Below are 20,440 nucleotides of genomic sequence, written 5' to 3' on the forward strand. Positions count from 1 at the left end.
TCAGGCATAATCACCCTTATCCAGGAAAGATAATATATCTGATGTTTTCTTCATCATGAGATCAGAATTCTGGCGACTCTCTACGTTTAATCGCATTAATGGCTCAGTATTTGACGTTCTCAAATTAAATCGCCAATCCTCAAATGACATACTCAGTCCATCTGTTTTGTTAATCTGTAGAGCATCTGCACAGTATTTCTCTTCGATTAGTTTAATAAGTCTAGCAGCGTCAGAAACTTTGCGATTAATTTCACCGGAAGCAGGAAACTTAACCATTCTCTCTTTGACCAAAGCTTGAAGGCTGGTCATATTGGTTTGTAACAGTTCAGCAACTAAAAGCCATGGAATCATCCCGCTATCGCAATAGGCAAAATCGCGGAAATAGTGGTGCGCACTCATTTCGCCACCGTATACCGCATCTTCCTCACGCATACGCTCTTTAATAAACGCATGTCCAGTCTTGGACATTACAGGGATGCCACCTGCTTTAGTCACCACATCAATGGTGTTCCAGGTCAACCGTGGATCATGGATGATTTTGGCGCCCTGCTCTTTTTTCAGGAACGCTTCAGCCAGCAGGCCCACAATGTAGTAACCTTCTATAAACTCGGCATTTTCATCGAACAAGAAGCAGCGATCGAAATCACCGTCAAAAGCGATCCCCATATCTGCATTGTGCGCTCTTACTGCATCAGACGTATCTTTACGGCATTCAGGCAGTAAAGGATTAGGGATACCATTTGGGAAGTTACCGTCAGCCTGGTGATGCACCTTAATGAAACTGACCGGCGTATTCGCTAGCTGGAAGCGTTTTTCAATTTCATCAATAACATGACCCGCCGCGCCATTGCCGGAGTTGATAACTAATTTCATTGGCTTTTTAAAATTTGCTAAATCGATGTATCCCATCAGATGATCGACATAGGCATCTAAAATTGAAATCTGCTTATAGCTACCACGCTGCGCTTCATTGACGGCGGAAAAGTTGTTCTCTTCAGCAAGGCGCTGCACGTCACGCAATCCCGAGTCACCACTGATAGGGCGCGCACCCTCACGTACAAGTTTCATGCCATTATAATTCATTGGATTATGGCTAGCTGTGACTTCAATGCCCCCATCAATGCCCAAATGGAAAGTCGCGAAATAGATTTCTTCTGTACCACTCATACCAATATCCAGCACATCTGTACCGGCATCCTGCAGACCATTGGCTAGCGCCATCTTTAACGGTTCACTGGTCAGGCGAACATCACCTCCAACGACAATCGTTTTCGGTTTAATAAATTCGCCAAATGCACGGCCAATACGATAAGCGATATCTACATTGAGTTCTTTGCCCAGCTCACCACGGATATCGTAGGCTTTGAAACAAGTCAGTGCTTCCATTAGTTCTTATTATCCTTATTTACGGGCAAATTGCTCTTTAATCAAAATGAGATCGTCATCACCTAAGTAAGACCCAGACTGGATTTCCAGAAGCTCTAATGGAATTTTACCCGGATTTTCCAGCGTGTGCTGATGACCGATCGGAATGAAGGTTGATTGGTTTTCGGTTAACAAGACTGTCTTGTCCTGAATCGTTACCTTCGCTGTCCCCGAAAGAATGACCCAGTGCTCAGTCCGGTGATAATGCATCTGAAGTTCAAATGATTCACCTGGCTTGACGGTAATACGATTCACATTGAAACGTTCGGTATTGACTATGAGATCACATTGTCCCCACGGCCAATACGTTTCACGGTGACGGCGATATTCACTGCGGCATTCTGACTTCAGAAATTCAACCACACGCTTAACATCTTGTACCTGATCTTTACGTGCAACCAATACGGCATCTTTAGTGTTTACGATCACAAGGTCTTCAACACCAATAGCGGCAACCAACTGATCTTCACTGTTGATATAACAATTCTTGGTATTATGCAGGAAAGTATCGCCCTTTAATGAATTGCCTGCTGAATCTTTCTCATTAACTTCCCACAAGGCAGACCATGAACCTACATCACTCCAGCCTGCATCCAATGGCACAACCACGGCAGCATCGGTTTGTTCCATCACCGCATAATCAACGGATTCATCCGGGCAAGCGATAAAGTCGTCCCTGGCTATATTGATGAAGTCACTGCTATCTTTCACGTTCGCCATCGCACGCTGACAGGCTTCAAGAATATCAGGGCGGAATTTTTCCAGCTCTTGCAGATAACGTTTTGCGCGGAACATAAACATACCGCTGTTCCAGTAATATTCACCGGATGCGAGGTAGTCTTCCGCTGTTTTAAGATTGGGTTTTTCGACAAAGCGTTGTACGCCGAATGGGGCGTTCAAATCATCTGAAATCTGACTTCCACGATGAATGTAACCATAACCTGTTTCAGGACCTGTCGGCACGATACCGAAGGTGACTAAATGGCCTTGCTTGGCATATTTAGTCGCAATAGTAATTGCCTGATGGAATGCTGCACGATTTTCAATTACATGGTCAGCAGCCAACACCAGCAGAACAGGATCATCCCCCTGCTCAATCGCATTCAGCGCAGCGAGAGCTATGGCCGGAGCAGTGTTACGTCCCACCGGTTCAAGGATGATGTTGTGAGAGAGCTTGTTGATTTGGCGAAGTTGTTCAGCGACCAGGAAGCGATGCTCTTCGTTACAGATAACCAGAGGAGCGCGTGCTTCAACTCCGGTTAAGCGGTTGACGGTTTCCTGCAGCATTGAGTGCTGCCCATGCAAACTGATGAATTGCTTTGGATAGAGTTCGCGTGAAAGGGGCCACAAACGACTGCCGGTTCCTCCGGCCATAATTACGGGAAGTAACATTCCTCAACCTCTAATGTGTCATTTAAAACTGCTTTATCAATTTAGAGCGGGTTATTTTTTCAACGCATTATAAAAAACAGCCACGCTACCGCCCTTGGCTTGTAGCAACCAATATGCTGTGTAACAAGTCAATTTTGTGTGCTCCGCCTCTCTTACATGAGACGGTTAATTATTCGTCAAGCCTCAGCCAACACCAAAGCCAGCACAAATAATACATTCTGTGCTGATGAAATAACATGGTTATCGTCTTATGCGACTGTTACTAACCTTTATGTCACGCAAGCGTTTCGCTTAAATCCAACCCATTGACCTGATTCAATATAGTTTCTTTTACTGGCAGTTAATGCTCGAATTTCCTTAATGGACAAACAAGGGTATATGGAGTTCGAACATTAATCATATCTATGGGGGTTTAGGAATAATCTGTGTCTAAAATCACTCAATTGATTAAAAAATAGGCTCTCATGATGTTAGATAATTTAGCCATAAAAAAACCCGGCAGATGCCGGGTTTTGATCAATTCATCGAGAGTTACTTAAACCCATCCGGGTTCTTACTCTGCCAGTTCCACGTATCACGCATCATCGCGTCAATCCCACGTGTCACACGCCAGTCCAGCTCGGTGTTCGCCAGACTTGCATCCGCCCAGAACGCCGGCAGATCGCCATCACGACGCGGCTTAAACTCAAACGGAATCGCCTTACCAGAAGCCTTCTCGAACGCCTTAATCATTTCCAGTACCGAGAACCCTACCCCGCCGCCAAGATTATACGCCTTGTAACCGGTGACTTTCGGCAGATGATCCAGCGCCTTCAGGTGCCCTTCGGCCAAATCCACCACGTGGATATAGTCGCGCTGTGCGGTGCCGTCTGGCGTGTCGTAGTCATCACCAAACACGCCCAGCTTCTCCAGGCGACCAATCGCCACCTGCGCGATATACGGCAGCAGGTTGTTAGGGATACCGGTTGGGTCTTCACCTATCTCGCCAGACTCATGCGCGCCAACCGGGTTAAAGTAGCGCAGCGCGATGGCTTTGAAATTCGGGTCTGCTTTGGCGAAATCGCGCATCACGAATTCGATCATCAGCTTAGAGGTGCCGTACGGGCTGGTGGTGCCACCGATAGGCGTGGTTTCCACGTAAGGAACCGGTGCATCCGCGCCGTACACGGTCGCAGAGGAGCTGAAGATAAAGTTCCACACGCCAGCGGCGCGCATCTCTTCCAACAGCACCACGGTGCCTGCCACGTTGTTCTCGTAGTATTCCAGCGGCATGCGCGTGGATTCGCCCACGGCTTTCAATGCTGCGAAATGAATCACTGCTGAGATATCGTTAGCTGCGAACAGGTCACGCAAGCAGGCGCGATCGCGGATGTCGCCTTCAACGAACACCGCTTTCTTGCCGGACAGCTTCTCCACGCGATTAACCGCTTCGCGCGAGGCATTGCAAAGGTTATCCAGGACCACAACGTCGTCACCGCGCTCTAACAGCGCCAGCACCGTATGGGAGCCGATGTACCCTGCTCCGCCCGTTACCAAAATAGCCATGTGTACTCCTTTAAACCGCGCAAGCGGCGCGGCATGAGAATGGATTATTTCGCCAGGATTTTCTGGATAGCTTCGCGGAAATCACGACCCTGCGCGTTGTTACGCAGACCGTAAGAGACGAAGGCCTGCATGTAGCCCATTTTTTTACCACAGTCGAAGCTGGTACCGGTCAGCAATTGTGCATCAACTGGTTTCTTTTTGCTGAGTGATGCGATGGCATCAGTCAGCTGGATACGGCCCCACGCGCCCGGCTCGGTGTTTTCCAGCTCTTGCCAGATATCCGCAGACAGCACGTAACGACCGACCGCAGTCAGGTCTGAATCCAACTGGCCCGCTTCTGGTTTCTCAACAATGTTAGTAATAGTGCTGATGTCGCCTGGGTTATCGATCGGCGCCTCTGTAGTCAGAACACCGTATTCAGTCAGGTCTTCGCCCGGCATGTGTTTTGCCAGTACCTGTGAGTGACCGGTTTCTTCGAAACGAGCCACCATCGCGGCGAGGTTGTAGCGCAGGTGGTCAGCGGTTGAGTCATCCAGTAACACGTCTGGCAGCACCACCACGAACGGGTTATCACCGATCATCGGGCGTGCACACAGCACAGAGTGGCCGAGGCCCAGTGGGTTCGCCTGACGCACGTTCATGATGGTGACGCCAGGAGGACAGATTGATTGCACTTCGCTCAGCAGCTGACGTTTTACGCGCGCTTCAAGCAGCGCTTCCAGCTCATAAGTGGTGTCGAAGTGGTTTTCCACTGCATTTTTGGAAGCATGGGTGACCAGCACAATCTCCTTGATGCCCGCCGCTACACACTCGTCAACGATGTATTGAATCATTGGTTTATCGACGATTGGCAGCATCTCTTTCGGGATAGCTTTTGTTGCAGGGAGCATATGCATACCGAGACCCGCAACCGGGATTACTGCTTTAAGCTTGGTCATATTTATTCCATTTCATGAAGTGAATACGTGGGGTCGATTATGCAGGATCGGCCGGTGCAGCAAGTATAATCTTTATCTGAAAATCCGGCACTAACTCTCTGTCACGACATCAAAAATCGCCAAAACGCCTGGCTGCCGCTTCGCCTGAGACACTGAAAATGAACCGGCTAAACTGCTGAAAAACAGTGAAGGATTCACGATAAAAGCCAGGATGATAAGACCATTGATTTGCAGAATGGATGCAGAGGATTTTGCCCAGGGTGCTCGGGTTTGATGACGGCTAATGATGCTTCGCAACGCATAATAGCCCGCAATAACGTAGCGACAAGATTTATCGCACATGCAGACAGTATCACTGCCGCCATAAATGGCACCGCTAGAGGATTTGAGCGGGCCGTCAGCATAAAGCCCCTGCCCGCTCAGATCGCGCCATTAACACAAAGTCGTTAGCGCAACGCTTACAGCCAACCCTCAAACCACTCCGGCATCACGAACAGATTGAAGTGATTCACCAGCATCATCAGGCCGACAAACACCACCGACACCGAAACCCACTGACGGGCATACGGCATAAAGCGGATGCCAATCACCGGCTTGATAAAGAACGGATGGGCAAAGGCAGAAATCAGCACCTGTGAGATGGAGAGCGTCAACGCCACATACAGTACGTTCGGCCAGATGTAGGTTGTCGCCAGTACCACCACCACCACCAGACTGGCGACGATATTCCAGTAGAACTCGACGTTAGTCTTTCCGTTCGCCTGGGAAATCGCGCCGGTTAAGCCCCCCATCGGACGCAGCATGCCGAACAGCAGCATCAGCGGAATCAGATGGTAAACCTGCTCATGCGATGCGCCATACAGCACGCGCACAATCACCGGAGACATAATGCCAATCGCCAGATACATCAAGCTACTGAACAACATGATGACAAAGGTGCCTTTCAGGAACAGTTTTTTCAGCTGCTCCGGATCGTGCTGCTTCTCGGCGAAACGCGGCAGTGCCAGACGGTTAATCACCGGCGATACCAGTTTCAGTGGCTGCAGAATCAACTCTTTTGCCAGCGAGTAGATCCCCAGCATCTCCGCGCCCATCACTTTACCCACAATCAACGCATCCGCCTGGGTACGCAGCTGGTTGATGGTCTGAGAACCGAGCTGATAAATGCCGTAACGCACCGCGCTGATGAAGGTCGCCCCTTCAAACTCCCACGTCGGGCGCCATGACTTCTCCCCAAAGTAAATCATGCACAGGATGCGGGTAAAGGCATTGATGAACAGCCCAAGAATCGCCGCCGCCACCGTCAACGAGGTGAAATACAGCATCGCCACGGTACAGATGAACGCGAACAACTTGGTGGCCATCTCAATCTTCGCCAGCGTCACCATACGTTTGGATTTCACATAGTGCGCCTGATACTGCGACAGATGTCCCAGCACGAGGAAGTTGAGGCTGGTGAGCATGATCAGCCCGGTCAATTCAGGCAGGTGATAGAACCACGCCACCGGGAAGGCAATTGCCAGCATAATCAAGCCGGTACACAAGCTGAGTGAGACGTTGACCCAATAAATCGTACTCTGCTGGCGGCGGTTGATGTCCTGGCGATGCACGATGTAGCTGCTCATCCCCATATCCTGCAACACCGTTGCCACCGCCAGAATGGCGTTGATAATGGCTAATAAACCCAACTCATGCGCTTCCAGTTTTCGCGCCAGAACGCTGAGCTGTAACACCTGCAGCAATGCCGCGAAGCAGGTACTGCCAAACAGCCAGACGGCCTGTTTCTTTAATCCGCTCACACCATGCGCTCCAGAATTTTAGCCAGCTCGCCATAAGCGATGTGCTGATTGAACTCGGTTTCCACTTTGTGTCGCGCAGCAGCCACGACAGGTGCGACATCGACATCACCGCGTGACAGACGCAGCAGCGTGTCAGCCAACTCTTCGGCATCGTTTTCGGAGACCAGCCAGCCGCTGACGTTGTTCTGAATCAGCTCCGGGATGCCGCTGTGATAGGTCGAAACCACCGGCAGCCCCACCGCCATCGCTTCCATCAACGCCACCGGAATGCCTTCCATGTCGCCATCGGCTGCGGTTTTCGACGGTAGCAGGAAGATATCAGCATCATTCAACGCCTGACGAATCTCCTCCTGCGGCTTGAAACCTGGCATAGTGACAAAGGCTTCCAGTCCGGCACGCGCGATGTGTTCACGCATCATACCGTCCTGCTCACCGTTGCCGATGATGGTGAACTCGAACTGCCCACCGTTGTTGCGCAGAATTTCGCTGGCTTTTACCGCCACGTCTAAGCCCTTTTTCTCGGTCAAACGCGCGACCGAAACAATTCGCAGCGGCTGATGAAACGCCTCACGCGGCCTGAAGTTAAACTTCTCAGGCTCGATGCCCATGCGCGTCACGTGCACCTTCTCGCGTGGACAACCCATCTCAATCAGCTTGTTCTCCCACAAATGGCTGATGGGTAACATCAACTCGCTCTGTTTGAACAGGTTGACGTAATCGAGCTTGTGCTCTTCGAGAATGTGACGGCGCGAAATATCCGCGCCGTGGAACACCGTCGCCTGCTTGCCTTTCAGCACGCCGAGCTCACGCAGTTTGTTGGCCAGCGCGCCGGCATAACCAAAGTGCACCAGAAACACATCCGCGGTGAAGGTTTGCTTGGCGTTAGCAACAATCGCGGGCAGCAGCAGCTTTTTCGCCTGCTGGCCGTAGCGGCCGACGTTGAGTGATTTGATTAACGCCGGCTTCGCGATTTTCGGCAGCATCAAACCAATGCGCTGCGTCAGCTTATCGAGATTCGAAACTTTCTCTTCCGGCAGTAAATAGTGAGTTTTCGCCGCCAGATTGTAATCATCGAACGCGGCGTGGCGATTGATCATATCGCCCGGAAACACGGAGATGATCTCCACGTCATAGCCTGCATCGATGAAATGCGTTACCTGATTGAGGACAAACGTCTCAGAGGCAACCGGAAAACGCATGGTGAAAAAGGTCAGCTTCATCACTTACCCCAGCACGTTGAGAATTTCTGCCGTAATGCGGTTACCAATTTCACGCTCCTGCGCCACCGCGGTGTCCACTTTGCGTTTCACGTTGTCGTAGTCCGCCAGTACGGTTTGTACTTTGTCGATCAGCGAGCCATCCATCAGGCTTTGCACGTCGGTGGCCATTTGCGGCAGTCCAAGCTGCTTCATCACACCGAGCGATTTGTGCTCATAGTTGATGGCCACGGCTGGGGTACCGAAGTTCATGGAAATGATGGCGGAGTGCAGGCGGGTGCCAATAGTCAGGTGACAATGGCTTAGCAGGATGCCGAGTTCGAGGTCGTTGAACTCGTCCATGATGACATGGTAATGCTCGGGATTTTCGACGTGGTCGCGTAGCGTCAGCGCCACCATCCGGTCATCTTTGGCGTAGCTGTCGATGCCGGTACAGGTAGAGAAAGCCACCACCTGATAGCCCTCGGCAATCATTGCGTTGATGACCTTACCAAAGGCCGCTTCGTACTCTTTCTGCGTCACGCCGAGACGTTTATCGAACGGTGCCAGTTCACGCACGGTGATGGCGATGGTTTTACGCGCGCTGATGATGTTTTTCCAGTGCAGCAGGTTGTGGCTCGGATTCTCCACATCGCGTGCTTTCACCAGGAAGGCGGTATCGACGCCCTTCTTCACGCGGCTGGTGGTGACGCCGTCTTGTTTCAGGCGATCGAAGCTGACCTCTTCACGCAGCACCAGGCTATCGACGCGATCAAACACGAAATTGGCCAGCGCATTCACGCGTGGGTTCTCAAAGGGTCCCACGGAGTGACCGACCATGTGCAGCGGCTTTTTCGCCATCAATGCACAGAGCGCGTGGTCAAACTGCGTCACACCATAAAGATCGACGAAGAACGAACCGCCCACCTGAATGATGGCGTCATACTGTTCCAGACTTTTGGTGAATTGCGCCAGATGGGGCGGCACAGAGAACGATTTGTACAGGCCACCCTTGCCCAGATGCGCCATCATGATTTCGGGCATCAGGCGGTTGGCCACTTTACGTTTAACGCTGCCCACCAGCCCTTTCGCTGATTTGCTGTTATGCAGAAACAAGGAATCCTGCTGGATATCCTGTTGCAATAAGTACCCGGAGCTTGTTGGATAACGACTGATCACATCAATATCGAGGTCACCACGCGCAGACTGCAAAGAGTCGATCAGTCCACGTAAAATCGCGCCATCCCCACGATTTCCACAGGTATGGTTTCCCACCAATAAAATCTTCATAAACACTCCAGAAAAATTTTTTTAATTTTTTACAAGCCACGTCATTTCCTGCACGGGCAAAGTGAACTCTGTGTTAAAAAACTGCAATGGGAACAATGCCCAAAATAGAAAATCTGTCCTCAAACGGGCGACCTGCAGGCCGCTCCCAACCTTTCCCGGAGAGGGCGCAAACGGCTGCGCCCTCTCCGGTTACTGCATTACGACTTCACCGCAAAATAGGGTAACGCCACCTGTTCGCCGTTAATCACCACCGAGACAAATCCTTTCGGCTCACGCGTATCTACCTGCTCCGGTTTCAGCGCGCGCGAGGCCAGCAGCAGATCGCCCTGCTCGTTACCGCCTATACCCGCTTTACCGTTGTGCAGACTGAAGCGCTGCGGTGCTTGCTGGCTGCCGCTGGCAGGACTGCCCTGCGCCATGGTGGCATCCACACGCGCACAGCGTCCGGTAAGGAAGCGGTCCTTGGCGGTGCTTTTAATCAAAATCGCGGTGGTGGGTGTCCAGCCAGCCAGCTTGACGAACACTTTCGTGTCCGTCTCTGAGCGCGGTTCAAAGCGGACATCCACCACGGGTGAACTGCCTTCGGCAGACCAGCTGGCTTCCGCATTTTTGGTTTTGCGTTGCAGATGAATAACCGCACGACCGCCGGTGCCTTTACCATCAATGACGTTCATTAAGGGCTGATTAGCCGTGCCATTATTGAATTGCGATTGACCAAACACCTCGATCTCCCAGCTGTCTCCCACCGTAGGTGAGTAGAAGTTGCCGAGTTCAAACCAGGTTTCCTGGTTGGTGTTATTCGCCAGGCGGAAGCGTGAAGTGATGTAGTTGTATTTCAGGCTGCCATCGATGGCTACACCGTAAGATTCCACGCGTGTGGACCCCATCTCCCAGATGTTGAGCCAACGCTCGCCTTCCATCGAGTTGTCGATCCAACTCCCCGCTTGCAGGTTGGTCTGGCGCATGTTCAGCCGCGAGTTGTGCGCAATCAGCGGATTTTTACAGTCTTCAATGCTGAGCGCATCGATAATCCACTGCCCATTGGAAATGTCACCGGGAAACTCACTGTGCTCGATCCAGCCGTTATGAATGATCGACTGGCTGCAACGTGGCAGATTCAACACCTTACCGCCTTTACAGTGCTGGGCGTTGAAGTTGGAGAGTTCAATCGCCGTGCTGTGATCCCAGGCGCCAGCCTTTTGGCCCGACCAACTGGCTTTGATCACATCACCGGTACAGGCATTGGCGTACCACTGGTCGATTTTACAATCCAGCGTATCCAGTAAGCTCAACGACACCCCGCCAACCTGATTCAAGCGCAGGCAGGCACCACGGAAAAATTGCCCGCCGGGACAGGTATTGCGGAACAGCCCCTGCTTGTTGGGCCGCTTGTCGTTTTGGCCGTTGAAAATCAGATTCGAGATCTCCGTCCAACGCGCGTTCACCTGGAACAGGAATTCAGAGCGGCCGTCTGACGTCAGCGTGGTCGCCGGGAAATAGCCAAAATTGACCATCGCGCCGGAGATACGGAAGAACCGTCGTTGTTCATTGCCGAAATCGCACTCGGTGACGAAGAAATTGCCTGCCGGGAACTGCACACAGATCTGCTGATTGGCATCAATTGACCACTGATACATGGCTTTTATCGCCGGTGCCGCATCGGTTTTGGCATCGGCAATGGCGCCAAAATCGAACAGCGTCAGGCGGTTAAAATCTTCAACCACGCGACGCCAATAGAAGCCTTTACCACTGAAGATAACGCCGCCATCATCTTTGCCGTCACCAAAAGCGCCAACGAATTCCCCGCCGCCCACTTCTAAGCCTTCATGCCAGCTTTTCAGCTTGATTTTGGCACCCGCGAACAGCGGACGCGTTTTCCTTAACTCCTCAACCGACGGGATTTCGCCAATCAGCTGATAGCCATTCGGCTGCGCCAGACGTTGACTAAAATTACTCGGATTCGGTCGTGAAACATCTGCAATCGAAAACAGCGTTTTCCCTTGATCGTCTTCCACCACCATGGAGTGAGCAGGATTGGCGATCAACGCTGCATTATCGTGAATGAATTGCGCGAAGTTGCCCTTATTTAGCGCAATAGGCTGGCTGATTTGTGACACTTTACCGCTGGCATCGCGCAGGAAGACCGGAATCTGATTGCCCGCTTTGCTGGCATCCTGACCGGCCTGCCCGATCCACAATTTACCCTCAAAGTTCTGCCAGAATTGCGGCGGCATGGTGTAGACGTTTTCTGGCGTTAAAATCGGCACATCACCCTGCGGTACGCTGGACGGATCGACAGCTTTCAAAGCCGGTTGACCACTTTTTGCCGCGTAGCTGGAAAATGCACTCACCGAGAGTGCGGCAACAATGGAGGAGGCTGCAGTTTGCAAGACTTCTCTTCTTTTCATGCTTTTAATCCCGTGGTCATGGGGCTGCGTAACAGCCATAAATGTGATCCCGGAGGCATTTAGCCGTCATACTTCACGCCACAAGGGCGTTGGCTGCCTGCCTTCGCCCCTGTCACTTACTCAAGTAAGCTCACGGGGACTCAAGCATTTGCCGCCTTCCTGCGGCATGAATTATTTGGCTAAACCAGGGCTAGCCAGCTTTGTTTGATCTGGTTACCGTCAAACTTCAGCGCCGTTTCTTTGGTTTTTTCGCTCATGGCATAGAACAGGCTATCGTCACTCGCCAGCTGTTCCATCCGCGCCAGAAACGTCGATTTGTCATTCATCGGCACCAGGAAACCATCTTCCCCGTGGTTGATGATTTCCTGCGGGCCGGTTGGGCAGTCATAAGCCACCACCGGCAATGACCAGGATTTCGCTTCGAGCAAGACCAGTGGCAAGCCCTCATAACGCGAGGTCATCAGCGCCATATCGCTGTCGCGGTAGTAATCGTTGATGTTGCTCACCTTGCCGACGAAGTTAACGCTATGGGTAATGCCTAACGCCGCAGCCTGATCGTGCAGTTGCTGACGCAGTTCGCCATCACCGGCAATCACCAGCGTCCACTCAGGGTGGGTTTTGCTGAAATCAGCCCAGATATCCAGCAGCAGGTCGAAGCCTTTTTGATTATCCAGACGCCCCACCGCCAGCGCCTGACGGCTGCGGCTCTGGCGCTGAAAGGCCTTGTACACCACCGGATTGGGGATCTGCTTGCTGGCGATATTCCAGCGGCTGAACACCTGATGATCTTTGTCCGTTAGCACGATGACCTGGTCGTAATAGCGCAGCAGCATCCATTTCAGCGCTTTGATCGGCTTGCTGAAGGAGTTAATCGCGATGTGTTCGCAGGCGTAGGCTTTAAAGCGTTTTTTCTTCATCGCCATCAGGTTCCAGAAGGCGAACATTACGCTCAGGCGGCCCATGCTGATCAGGAATACGCTGTCGAAGCCTTGCTGATGAATGCTTGCCACAGCGCTTTTAACCGGGTTGCTGTGCCCTTCAAAACTGACGATCTCTTTCACGCGATCGAACGGATAAAAGGTTTTGCCGTGTCCTTCCAGCGAATAAATGGTGACGGCGTGCTGCTCTCCGAGGCACTCCGACATGAAATTACAGATGTTTTCCGTGCCCGCGTAGGAGTAGGCATCCTTAATCACTAAAACGATCTTTTTCATAAAACGCTTTCCACCTCAAAATGTGAACTTAAGGCCCAACGCCTCCATGCTGCTCACGTCGTAACAACACGAAGGATGCCGGGTCTTAACGATGCTTCAGGGTGAAGAGAACGCCGTTCACCATATACCAGCCGTAATAGTAATAGATTTTTAACGGATTGTTTTTATAGATAATTCTTAATAATTCGAGGTGCCATTTCGCCGCTTTATTCTTGTTGCGCGAGAGGGAATCGCCCAACTCGTAATAGTTGACCAGCGTCTTCTGGATCACCCGAGCTTGCTTGTAGCGGAGGAACAGTTCGTAGAGGAACAGGAAATCTTCATGTCCTTTACGCTGGAAGAAGATGCCCTGAGGGGGACGGCGGAAACACACGGAAGAGAAGCAGACGCGATACTGCTTCTTCACGAAGTTTTCCTGCTGCAGATAGGGTTTGCTGTAGAGAATATCGTGGTCGGCGGTTTTGGTTTTGTAGTGATAATGCGTGATGACAAAATCATCACCCGCCGCGATCGCCGCAGTCTGTTCGGCAAGTTTATCGACGTGCCATTCGTCGTCACTGTCGAGAAACGCAATAATCTCTTGTTGCGCGGCACGCAGACCCACGTTACGTGTTTCCGCCGCACCGAGGTTGACTTCATTGTTAAGAATGGTGATGCGCGCATCAGTGCAGTGTTCGCGTACATAGGCCAGCGAATCATCGGTGGACTGATCATTTATTAAATAAAGATGCCAGTCGCTATAGGTCTGATTGACGATCGACTCTACCGCACGCAATACCGTTTTACGCGCGTTATACATCGGCATCACGATACCGACGGTGCCAACATGATTTGTCATTTGCATACCCGGAGTGTCAGGAACCAAAAAATTGCTCCCGGTGCGGGAGCAAGTGAAATTTTTATAAAGTGAATCAGGAGACGGCTCGCCCGCCAGAGAAGCGAGACTTCACCTTATCGAACAGTCGATTCAGGAAATAAGCCCGGTTATCACGATTGGTCAGGAAGAAGTAGCGCGCGAAACTGAGGCTCGCCTGCAGTGATTTACCATCCATCTTGTAGCGCAGCGGCAGCTTGAACGCCTTATAGGTATGGACGTCACGTGCCGTGAGGTGCGGCTTCATGGTGTCCAGCCAGAAGAAGGAGTACTTCACCGACTCGCCTTTGTGTTTGGAACCAAATTTGGTCACCAGATGGTAGGTGGCGAGCGGCTTATCAATCATCACAAACTCATAGCCCATGCGGTCAGCACGGATGCAGAAATCATAATCCTGATGGCGAATATAACGCGCATCAAAACGGATTTTATCGGCATCTTCGCGCTTCAACACAATGGTGCTGGTTTGAATAAAGCCGTAACAGCCAAACAAATATTCAGCGATGGTTTCATTCTTGCCCGGTGCCTGCATCGGCATCACCTTGAGGAAACGGCCATCCTGATGAATGTTCACCTGGCTGAAAATCAGATAGTTCGACTTACCCTGTGCTTCAAGTCTGGTGATGGTGTCATACACGGTGAGCAGCTTATCAACGCCCCACTCATCATCTGCATCGAGGAAGCTGATGAAATCGCCCTCAGCCAGTTCGATACCTTTGTTACGAGCGCCGGCACCGTTGAGTTTCACCTCAGACAGCTCAAGTTTGATGTCCAGATCCTGATATCGCTCACTGCGCACCACCTGTGCCAGCTCAGCGGCATCAGCCGATTTGTCATCCACGATGATGACTTCAAAATTGCGATAGGTTTGCGCTTTGACGCAATCCAGCGTCGTTACAATCGACTTCGACGCGTTATACGCGGGAATTACAATTGAGAAACGAATATCCTGCATTGCCAGTACCTCTAAAAACTTCTGGTTAACAGTAATACGAATATTAAGCGAAGGTAATCAGTCAAATTCTTAATTTTCGGCTGCTGCTTTGGTTGCTGCTTTAGACTTACCGCCACTGCTGCCGATAAACGGTTTTTCCACCCAAAGATAGGTCATTTTTGCGACATAAAACGCCGCAACAAAGAACAGTGTAGATAACAGCGTGAACATCCAGTAATTATGCGGATATAACGTTGGTGGGATTTGCTCAATACCGTACAGCACGACGCCATGAATCAAATAGAGGCTATAGCTCACTTCACCAATCGACATCAAGGTCTTATTTTCCAGCAGTCCCATCAGCGAATTACCGCTGCTGACAATAAAGAAGATCACCGTCAGGGATATCAGGAAGAAGACATAGAAGAAGGTATTCGAGGTGAAGAACAGAGAGAATGCTGCCAATCCAAGACTGAGGATTGCCGCACTGCGGGAATGGCGTAAACCAGCAAATCTATCGCGGAATTTATAAGCAAAATATCCCATCGCAAAGCCGAGTACCGGACGCGGATCGGTATAGGTTTTCCCATACAAGCGTAATGCGACAGCAATGATAAAAATAACGCCGATGGACGAGAGGATCAGCAGAGTTTTGTATTTCCCGCGCGTTAATCGATTGAGGAAATAAATCACGGGAATAGACAAATACAGCAACCATTCCAGACGCAGCGTCCACTCCACGCCGGAGTTCACCACCGCCGTAGACATCTCGCCAACGTTGTAGCTGCCAATGAACAATAGCCATAAAACAGCGTCTTTCAGCGCTTGCAACGGCGGCACCAGCGCACCTTGCAGCGCCCCAATGGTAAAGATAACGAAACCTGAGAACCAAAACATCGGGACGATACGTCGAACGCGTGAACGCCAGAGTTTTCCACTCAGCTGTGCAGGGGTGAGCGTATCGTTATCCAGCCAGCGATAGAACAGGAAAGCCGAAATCATAAAGAACAGCAAGACGCCGAATTTACCCGAATTCACAAAAAAATTGCCTTCAGAGAACCAGGCAAAATAGTTTTTATCATATATCCACGGTTGATCCAGCCCGTAGATATAATGAACAAAATGAGAAAAAGCGACAATACTGGCAAGAAAAGCACGCAGGCCAGAAATACTCTTCACGCCTTTATCATTATAAATCCCGCGATGATAAGAGCAGGCATGTAAAATGAGCAATGCAAGGCAGAACGAAACCACCATAATCATGATGTACATATCAGGATCCCTTATAAAATCGACACAACAAGGTTAGGGGCTTTGCTGCGCAAGACTTTGCTGAACAAGTGGGCTAACAATACTAAAGGTACGATCCGCTTTGGCTTTATACAGTGACTCCAGCGGATGAATACAGTCGTCAGACATCTGCGACTGCCAATCACGATCTTCTTTAATCACGCTATACTGGTGAACCACGGCAACCTGCTGCTGCTTAGCCACCTGGTTAAGTTGCCAGACGTAGGGCCAAACATTCCAACGTTCCGCTTTGCCGCAAATGGGATTCGGCTCCTGCAAAATAACCTGTTTATGGTTCTGCTTCGCCACTTCAACCAGGCGCGTGATAATCCGCCCATACTCTTCAGGGCTTTCAAGGTGCACCTTCTTATCCTTGAAAAAATAGTGTCGGGCATCGTTAATGGCGTAGTTGATCAGAACGATTTTAGCCGGGGAGGTTTTCATTAAGTCCTCCCAATGGCTTTGATCATCGCCGCCATGCGGGTACAACAACTCAGCGGCCTGCGCACCGGGCACGCCGTGGTTTTTCACCACGATGTTGACCCGATCGCCATACTGCTGTTGCAGCATTTGCGTCAATTCACCGATTTCACTGGCTTTGGTGATGCTGCTTTTACGGTCTTTGCTGATGACACCCGCAGTAGTGGAATCACCAAATGCGTCAATCTGCAACGTGCTTAAACCCGGTGCTGCCAGCGCCGCAATCGGTGCCAGCGCGAGGGCTAAGACCATCAATTTTCTCGTCATGTTACCTCTCTGTTACCTAAAGATTTTGAACTCCTGCGCCACCTCGTAGCCGACAACGGCCTGTTTCTGCGAGATGGTGTTGTAGTAGAGGTAATAAACAAGAAAGAAACTGAACATCGCGAACATCGCCGGCTTGAGCAATTGCCGTGATTGATAGATCAACGAGGTCAGTAGAATAGGCTCAACTTGCAACAGGTAGTTGGAAAGCCTTGCCCCGGATGAATAGTTATAGAAGAAGATCCTGATTGCCCCGCCCAGCGCGAAGGTCACAATCATCAGATAGTTAAAACGCCACTGCTCAGCGTTGTTGCGTTTCAATTCATCGCTGAGCATGAAGTAGACAAACATACACACCAGCATGATGTTTTTAAGGTTAGAAACCGAGAAGATGCTGCCATCCGCGGTATTCGATGCTTCAGCACTGTAGCCTTCCGCCCTCTCCCCCATCGCGCCCATATGCGCACTGATCAAGCTGATAAAGTTTGTCCCGCCGAACTTCGACATCGGGATACTCAGAAAGATAATCAGCACCGGCCAATAGCGCCATTGACGGATAAACAAGAATGGCAAGACCGTAACCACCATAATTCCGGTGTTGTGGCTGAAGAAAGAGAGCAGGAAAAAGCCGAACGCTCCCCAGTAACGCTTCAGATACAAACACCAGAGCACACCCAAAAACAGCGCAGAACTGAGACCAAAGCGAATCTGGTTCATGTCTTTGTTGATATAGATATGGGCGGAATACAGTGCCAGCGCGAGGATCGGGTACGGTGACATTTTGCGGAAGAACACCGCATTGGTCACCACCGCCAGAATGCTGAATACAAATAAGAAGGTGTCAGCATTACTGGAAATCAGACTGGTTAGCCAGGCGATGGCAAAAATCAGCGGCTCATAACGGAAGAGCTCCACGGTGGCGCTAAAGCCGTTGATCTGCAGACTTTGAATGAAGCCGGTATAAAATGTCCGATACTGCAAATCATCCATGCCGGTACCCAAACCGCGAATCCCGGCAAACACAATCAGGATAGCGGTGGCAATACACAGCAGGTAGAGCATCAGACCCGAAGTGCGCTCATCTTTTTTGACAATAAGCTCACTCAATGAAATCAGAAGCAACAATCCGGATATAACCCAATAGGGTGCCATGGTGTCATTCCTTACGCAAAAAGAGGCGGCAGATGCCGCCTCTAAGTCAAAAACAGGGTGCGTTACACTTTCTGTTTATATTCGTAGTTGTAATAGTCGTAACCATAACCGTAGGAGTTCGCCGCTTTACGCACCACGGCGTTCAGGATGACACCCTTAATCTCAATACCGTTCTGCGCGAAGCGCTTGTAGCTGACATCCAACTCTTTAGTGGTGTTGGTTTCGAAACGCGCCACCATCAGCGACGTACCGGCCAACTTACCGATGATGGAAGCATCGGTCACCGCCAGAATCGGTGGGGTATCAATCAACACCAGGTCGTAGTTCTTGCTCGCCCAATCCAGTAACTCACTCATGCGACGATGCATCAGCAGTTCAGACGGGTTCGGTGGTACCTGACCGCGTGGCAGGAAATCAAAACCGTACACGCCTTTCTGAATCATGGCCGGTGAGAACTCACTCTTGCCGGACAACACATTGGAGAGACCCATTTTGTTTTCCGAACCAAGCAGCTCATGGGTATAACCACGGCGCATATCACCATCGATGAACAGCACACGCTGGCCTGCTTTCGATACCAGGGTCGCCAGGTTGGCACAGATAAAGGTTTTACCAATACCCGGGCTGGCACCGGTAATCATCAGAATGTTGTTTTTGGCTTCCATCATCGCGAAGTGCAGGCTGGTACGCAGGCTGCGAATCGCTTCGATGGAGAGGTCGGTCGGATTACCCAACGCCAGCAGCGTATTATGTGGGTCACTCTTCTCTTTGTGACCACGACGCGCCAGGGCTTCGGTATCTTTCTTACGTTGCCACTCTGACAGCGGTACGCTGGCATAGACGTTCATGCCCAGCTCTTCCAGCTGCTCAGGATTCTCAATACCGTGATGGAACAACGCTTTCAGCAGCACCAGACCCACAGAGAGAATCAGACCCAGAATAAAGCTGGCGGCAATAATCAACAGTTTCTTCGGTGCCACCGGGCTACCGGCGGTTTCCGCACGGTCGATGATGCGCACATCACCCACGGTACTGGCTTTACTGATTCCCAGCTCTTGCTGGCGATTCAGCAACTGCATGTAGATTTCCTGACCTGACTGCACATCACGTGTCAGACGCAGAATTTCCTGTTGGGTTTGCGGCATACCGGCAATTTTCTTGTTCAGTTTTGCCTGCTCGTCTTCCAGGGTTTTGCGTTTTTCCAGCAGCGCGCGGTAAGTCGGGTGATCTTTGGTGTAGAGCTGTGACACTTCAGCTTCTTTGAAGGTCAGTTCGTTCAACTGGCTCTGCACGCTAACGGATGAGTCGAGAGCCGATTTCGCTTCCAGCGACATATCTACCGATTCATTCTGGCGGCGATAGGCGTTGAGCTTGTTCTCCGCATCATCCAGACTGCTACGCACTTGTGGCAGCTGGTTGCGCAGGAACTCCAGGCTCTTCTCAGCCTGCTCAGATTTGCGGTCAACGTTCTGCAGCAGATAGTTATTCACGATCTGATTCAGTACCTGGCTGGCACGCACCGGATCTTCATCCTGATATTCCAGACCCAGCACACCTGTCGTTTTGCCTTTATCGGCGACGGTAAGTGCGTTTAACACCGCTCTGATGGCTTGCAAGTCAGTGAGTTTGGTGACGTTGAAACTGGTCCCTTCATCAGCCTGGATACCGCTGACCAGCATAGTGACTTCACCATGCTGCTCCAGCTGACCCACGCGGCCTTTGAACAGCTCATCACCCTCGCTGGTCACGGTATAAGTCTGTGGACCGGTCACTTCCAACTGCACCGTACGTTTATCGATAGTGCGCGGAATTTCCAGGCGAGAAATGGCGATTTCAGACGGCTTGTTGCCCATCAGGCGCGACAGACCTTTACCAATCACCGGGAAGTAGTTCTGCTCCACCACGGTATCCAGACCTAAGTCATTAACCGTTTTGCCCAACACCATACGGGATTCGAGAATTTGAATCTCAGTGTCAGAAGCGGGTGTCGTTGGAATCACATCCTGCAATTCATTCAGAACAGAAGCCGTGTTTTTCTGCTCTACCTGAACCATGGCATCGGCGCTGTAAATAGGCGTTGCAAACAGTGTGTAGAGCGTTCCTGCCAACATGAAGAAGGCGGTAACGGCCACGATGATCCAGCGATGATCAATTAGCTGTCCCACAAGATGCGCCAGATCCCATCCACTCGAATCTTCTTTTGGCGCGGTCATAACCTTGTTTTTAATATTCATGGGTA

The 20,440-nt window shown here is 50.9% G+C and carries 15 protein-coding genes; all 15 read right to left on the reverse strand.

Annotation, left to right across the window (positions count from 1 at the left end; translation table 11 throughout):
• Positions 1–1,386, reverse strand: a complete 1,386-nt coding sequence (gene cpsG / locus AC1MDE_RS07575) for a phosphomannomutase CpsG (RefSeq protein ID WP_058962024.1) — start codon at positions 1,384–1,386, stop codon at positions 1–3.
• Between the two features lie 15 nt (positions 1,387–1,401).
• Complete coding sequence (locus AC1MDE_RS07580; protein WP_058962023.1) at positions 1,402–2,817, reverse strand: mannose-1-phosphate guanylyltransferase/mannose-6-phosphate isomerase; 1,416 nt, start codon at positions 2,815–2,817, stop codon at positions 1,402–1,404.
• 531 nt (positions 2,818–3,348) lie between these two features.
• Positions 3,349–4,362, reverse strand: coding sequence for a UDP-glucose 4-epimerase GalE (gene galE, locus AC1MDE_RS07585; protein WP_034824773.1), 1,014 nt, complete (start codon positions 4,360–4,362; stop codon positions 3,349–3,351).
• A 44-nt stretch (positions 4,363–4,406) separates the two neighbouring features.
• Positions 4,407–5,300, reverse strand: coding sequence for a UTP--glucose-1-phosphate uridylyltransferase GalF (gene galF / locus AC1MDE_RS07590; protein WP_058962021.1), 894 nt, complete (start codon positions 5,298–5,300; stop codon positions 4,407–4,409).
• Between the two features lie 458 nt (positions 5,301–5,758).
• On the reverse strand, positions 5,759–7,099 hold the full coding sequence (locus AC1MDE_RS07595) for an MOP flippase family protein (protein ID WP_480344446.1): 1,341 nt from the start codon (positions 7,097–7,099) through the stop codon (positions 5,759–5,761).
• The gene (locus AC1MDE_RS07600) at positions 7,096–8,319 is read right to left on the reverse strand and encodes a glycosyltransferase (protein WP_034824779.1); all 1,224 of its coding nucleotides are present in this window, start codon (positions 8,317–8,319) and stop codon (positions 7,096–7,098) included. Before AC1MDE_RS07600 ends, AC1MDE_RS07595 begins: the two co-directional genes overlap by 4 nt.
• 3 nt (positions 8,320–8,322) lie before the next feature.
• Positions 8,323–9,585 carry a colanic acid biosynthesis pyruvyl transferase WcaK gene (gene wcaK / locus AC1MDE_RS07605; RefSeq protein WP_034824781.1) on the reverse strand — a complete coding sequence of 421 codons (1,263 nt, stop codon included), beginning with the start codon at positions 9,583–9,585 and terminating at the stop codon, positions 8,323–8,325.
• A 197-nt stretch (positions 9,586–9,782) separates the two neighbouring features.
• The gene (locus AC1MDE_RS07610; RefSeq protein ID WP_480344447.1) at positions 9,783–11,993 is read right to left on the reverse strand and encodes a phage tailspike protein; all 2,211 of its coding nucleotides are present in this window, start codon (positions 11,991–11,993) and stop codon (positions 9,783–9,785) included.
• 179 nt (positions 11,994–12,172) lie between these two features.
• Positions 12,173–13,207, reverse strand: a complete 1,035-nt coding sequence (locus AC1MDE_RS07615; RefSeq protein WP_480344448.1) for a glycosyltransferase — start codon at positions 13,205–13,207, stop codon at positions 12,173–12,175.
• An 85-nt stretch (positions 13,208–13,292) separates the two neighbouring features.
• Positions 13,293–14,045: a glycosyltransferase family 2 protein gene (locus tag AC1MDE_RS07620; protein WP_058961436.1), complete on the reverse strand. Its 753-nt coding sequence runs from the start codon at positions 14,043–14,045 to the stop codon at positions 13,293–13,295.
• A 73-nt stretch (positions 14,046–14,118) separates the two neighbouring features.
• The gene (locus AC1MDE_RS07625) at positions 14,119–15,036 is read right to left on the reverse strand and encodes a glycosyltransferase family 2 protein (protein WP_034824786.1); all 918 of its coding nucleotides are present in this window, start codon (positions 15,034–15,036) and stop codon (positions 14,119–14,121) included.
• Positions 15,037–15,105: 69 nt separating this feature from the next.
• The gene (locus AC1MDE_RS07630) at positions 15,106–16,194 is read right to left on the reverse strand and encodes an acyltransferase family protein (protein ID WP_236699772.1); all 1,089 of its coding nucleotides are present in this window, start codon (positions 16,192–16,194) and stop codon (positions 15,106–15,108) included.
• 126 nt (positions 16,195–16,320) lie between these two features.
• Positions 16,321–17,052, reverse strand: coding sequence for an SGNH/GDSL hydrolase family protein (locus AC1MDE_RS07635; RefSeq protein ID WP_058961393.1), 732 nt, complete (start codon positions 17,050–17,052; stop codon positions 16,321–16,323).
• Between the two features lie 12 nt (positions 17,053–17,064).
• Positions 17,065–18,201 (reverse strand): EpsG family protein, encoded by a 1,137-nt coding sequence (locus AC1MDE_RS07640; protein WP_034824792.1) that lies wholly within the window; start codon positions 18,199–18,201, stop codon positions 17,065–17,067.
• Positions 18,202–18,263: 62 nt separating this feature from the next.
• A complete protein-coding gene (wzc, locus tag AC1MDE_RS07645; RefSeq protein ID WP_034824794.1) occupies positions 18,264–20,435 on the reverse strand; it encodes a tyrosine-protein kinase Wzc in 2,172 nt (723 codons plus the stop codon).
• Between the last annotated feature and the right edge of the window lie 5 nt (positions 20,436–20,440).

The sequence above is a fragment of the Pantoea folii genome (assembly GCF_056678875.1).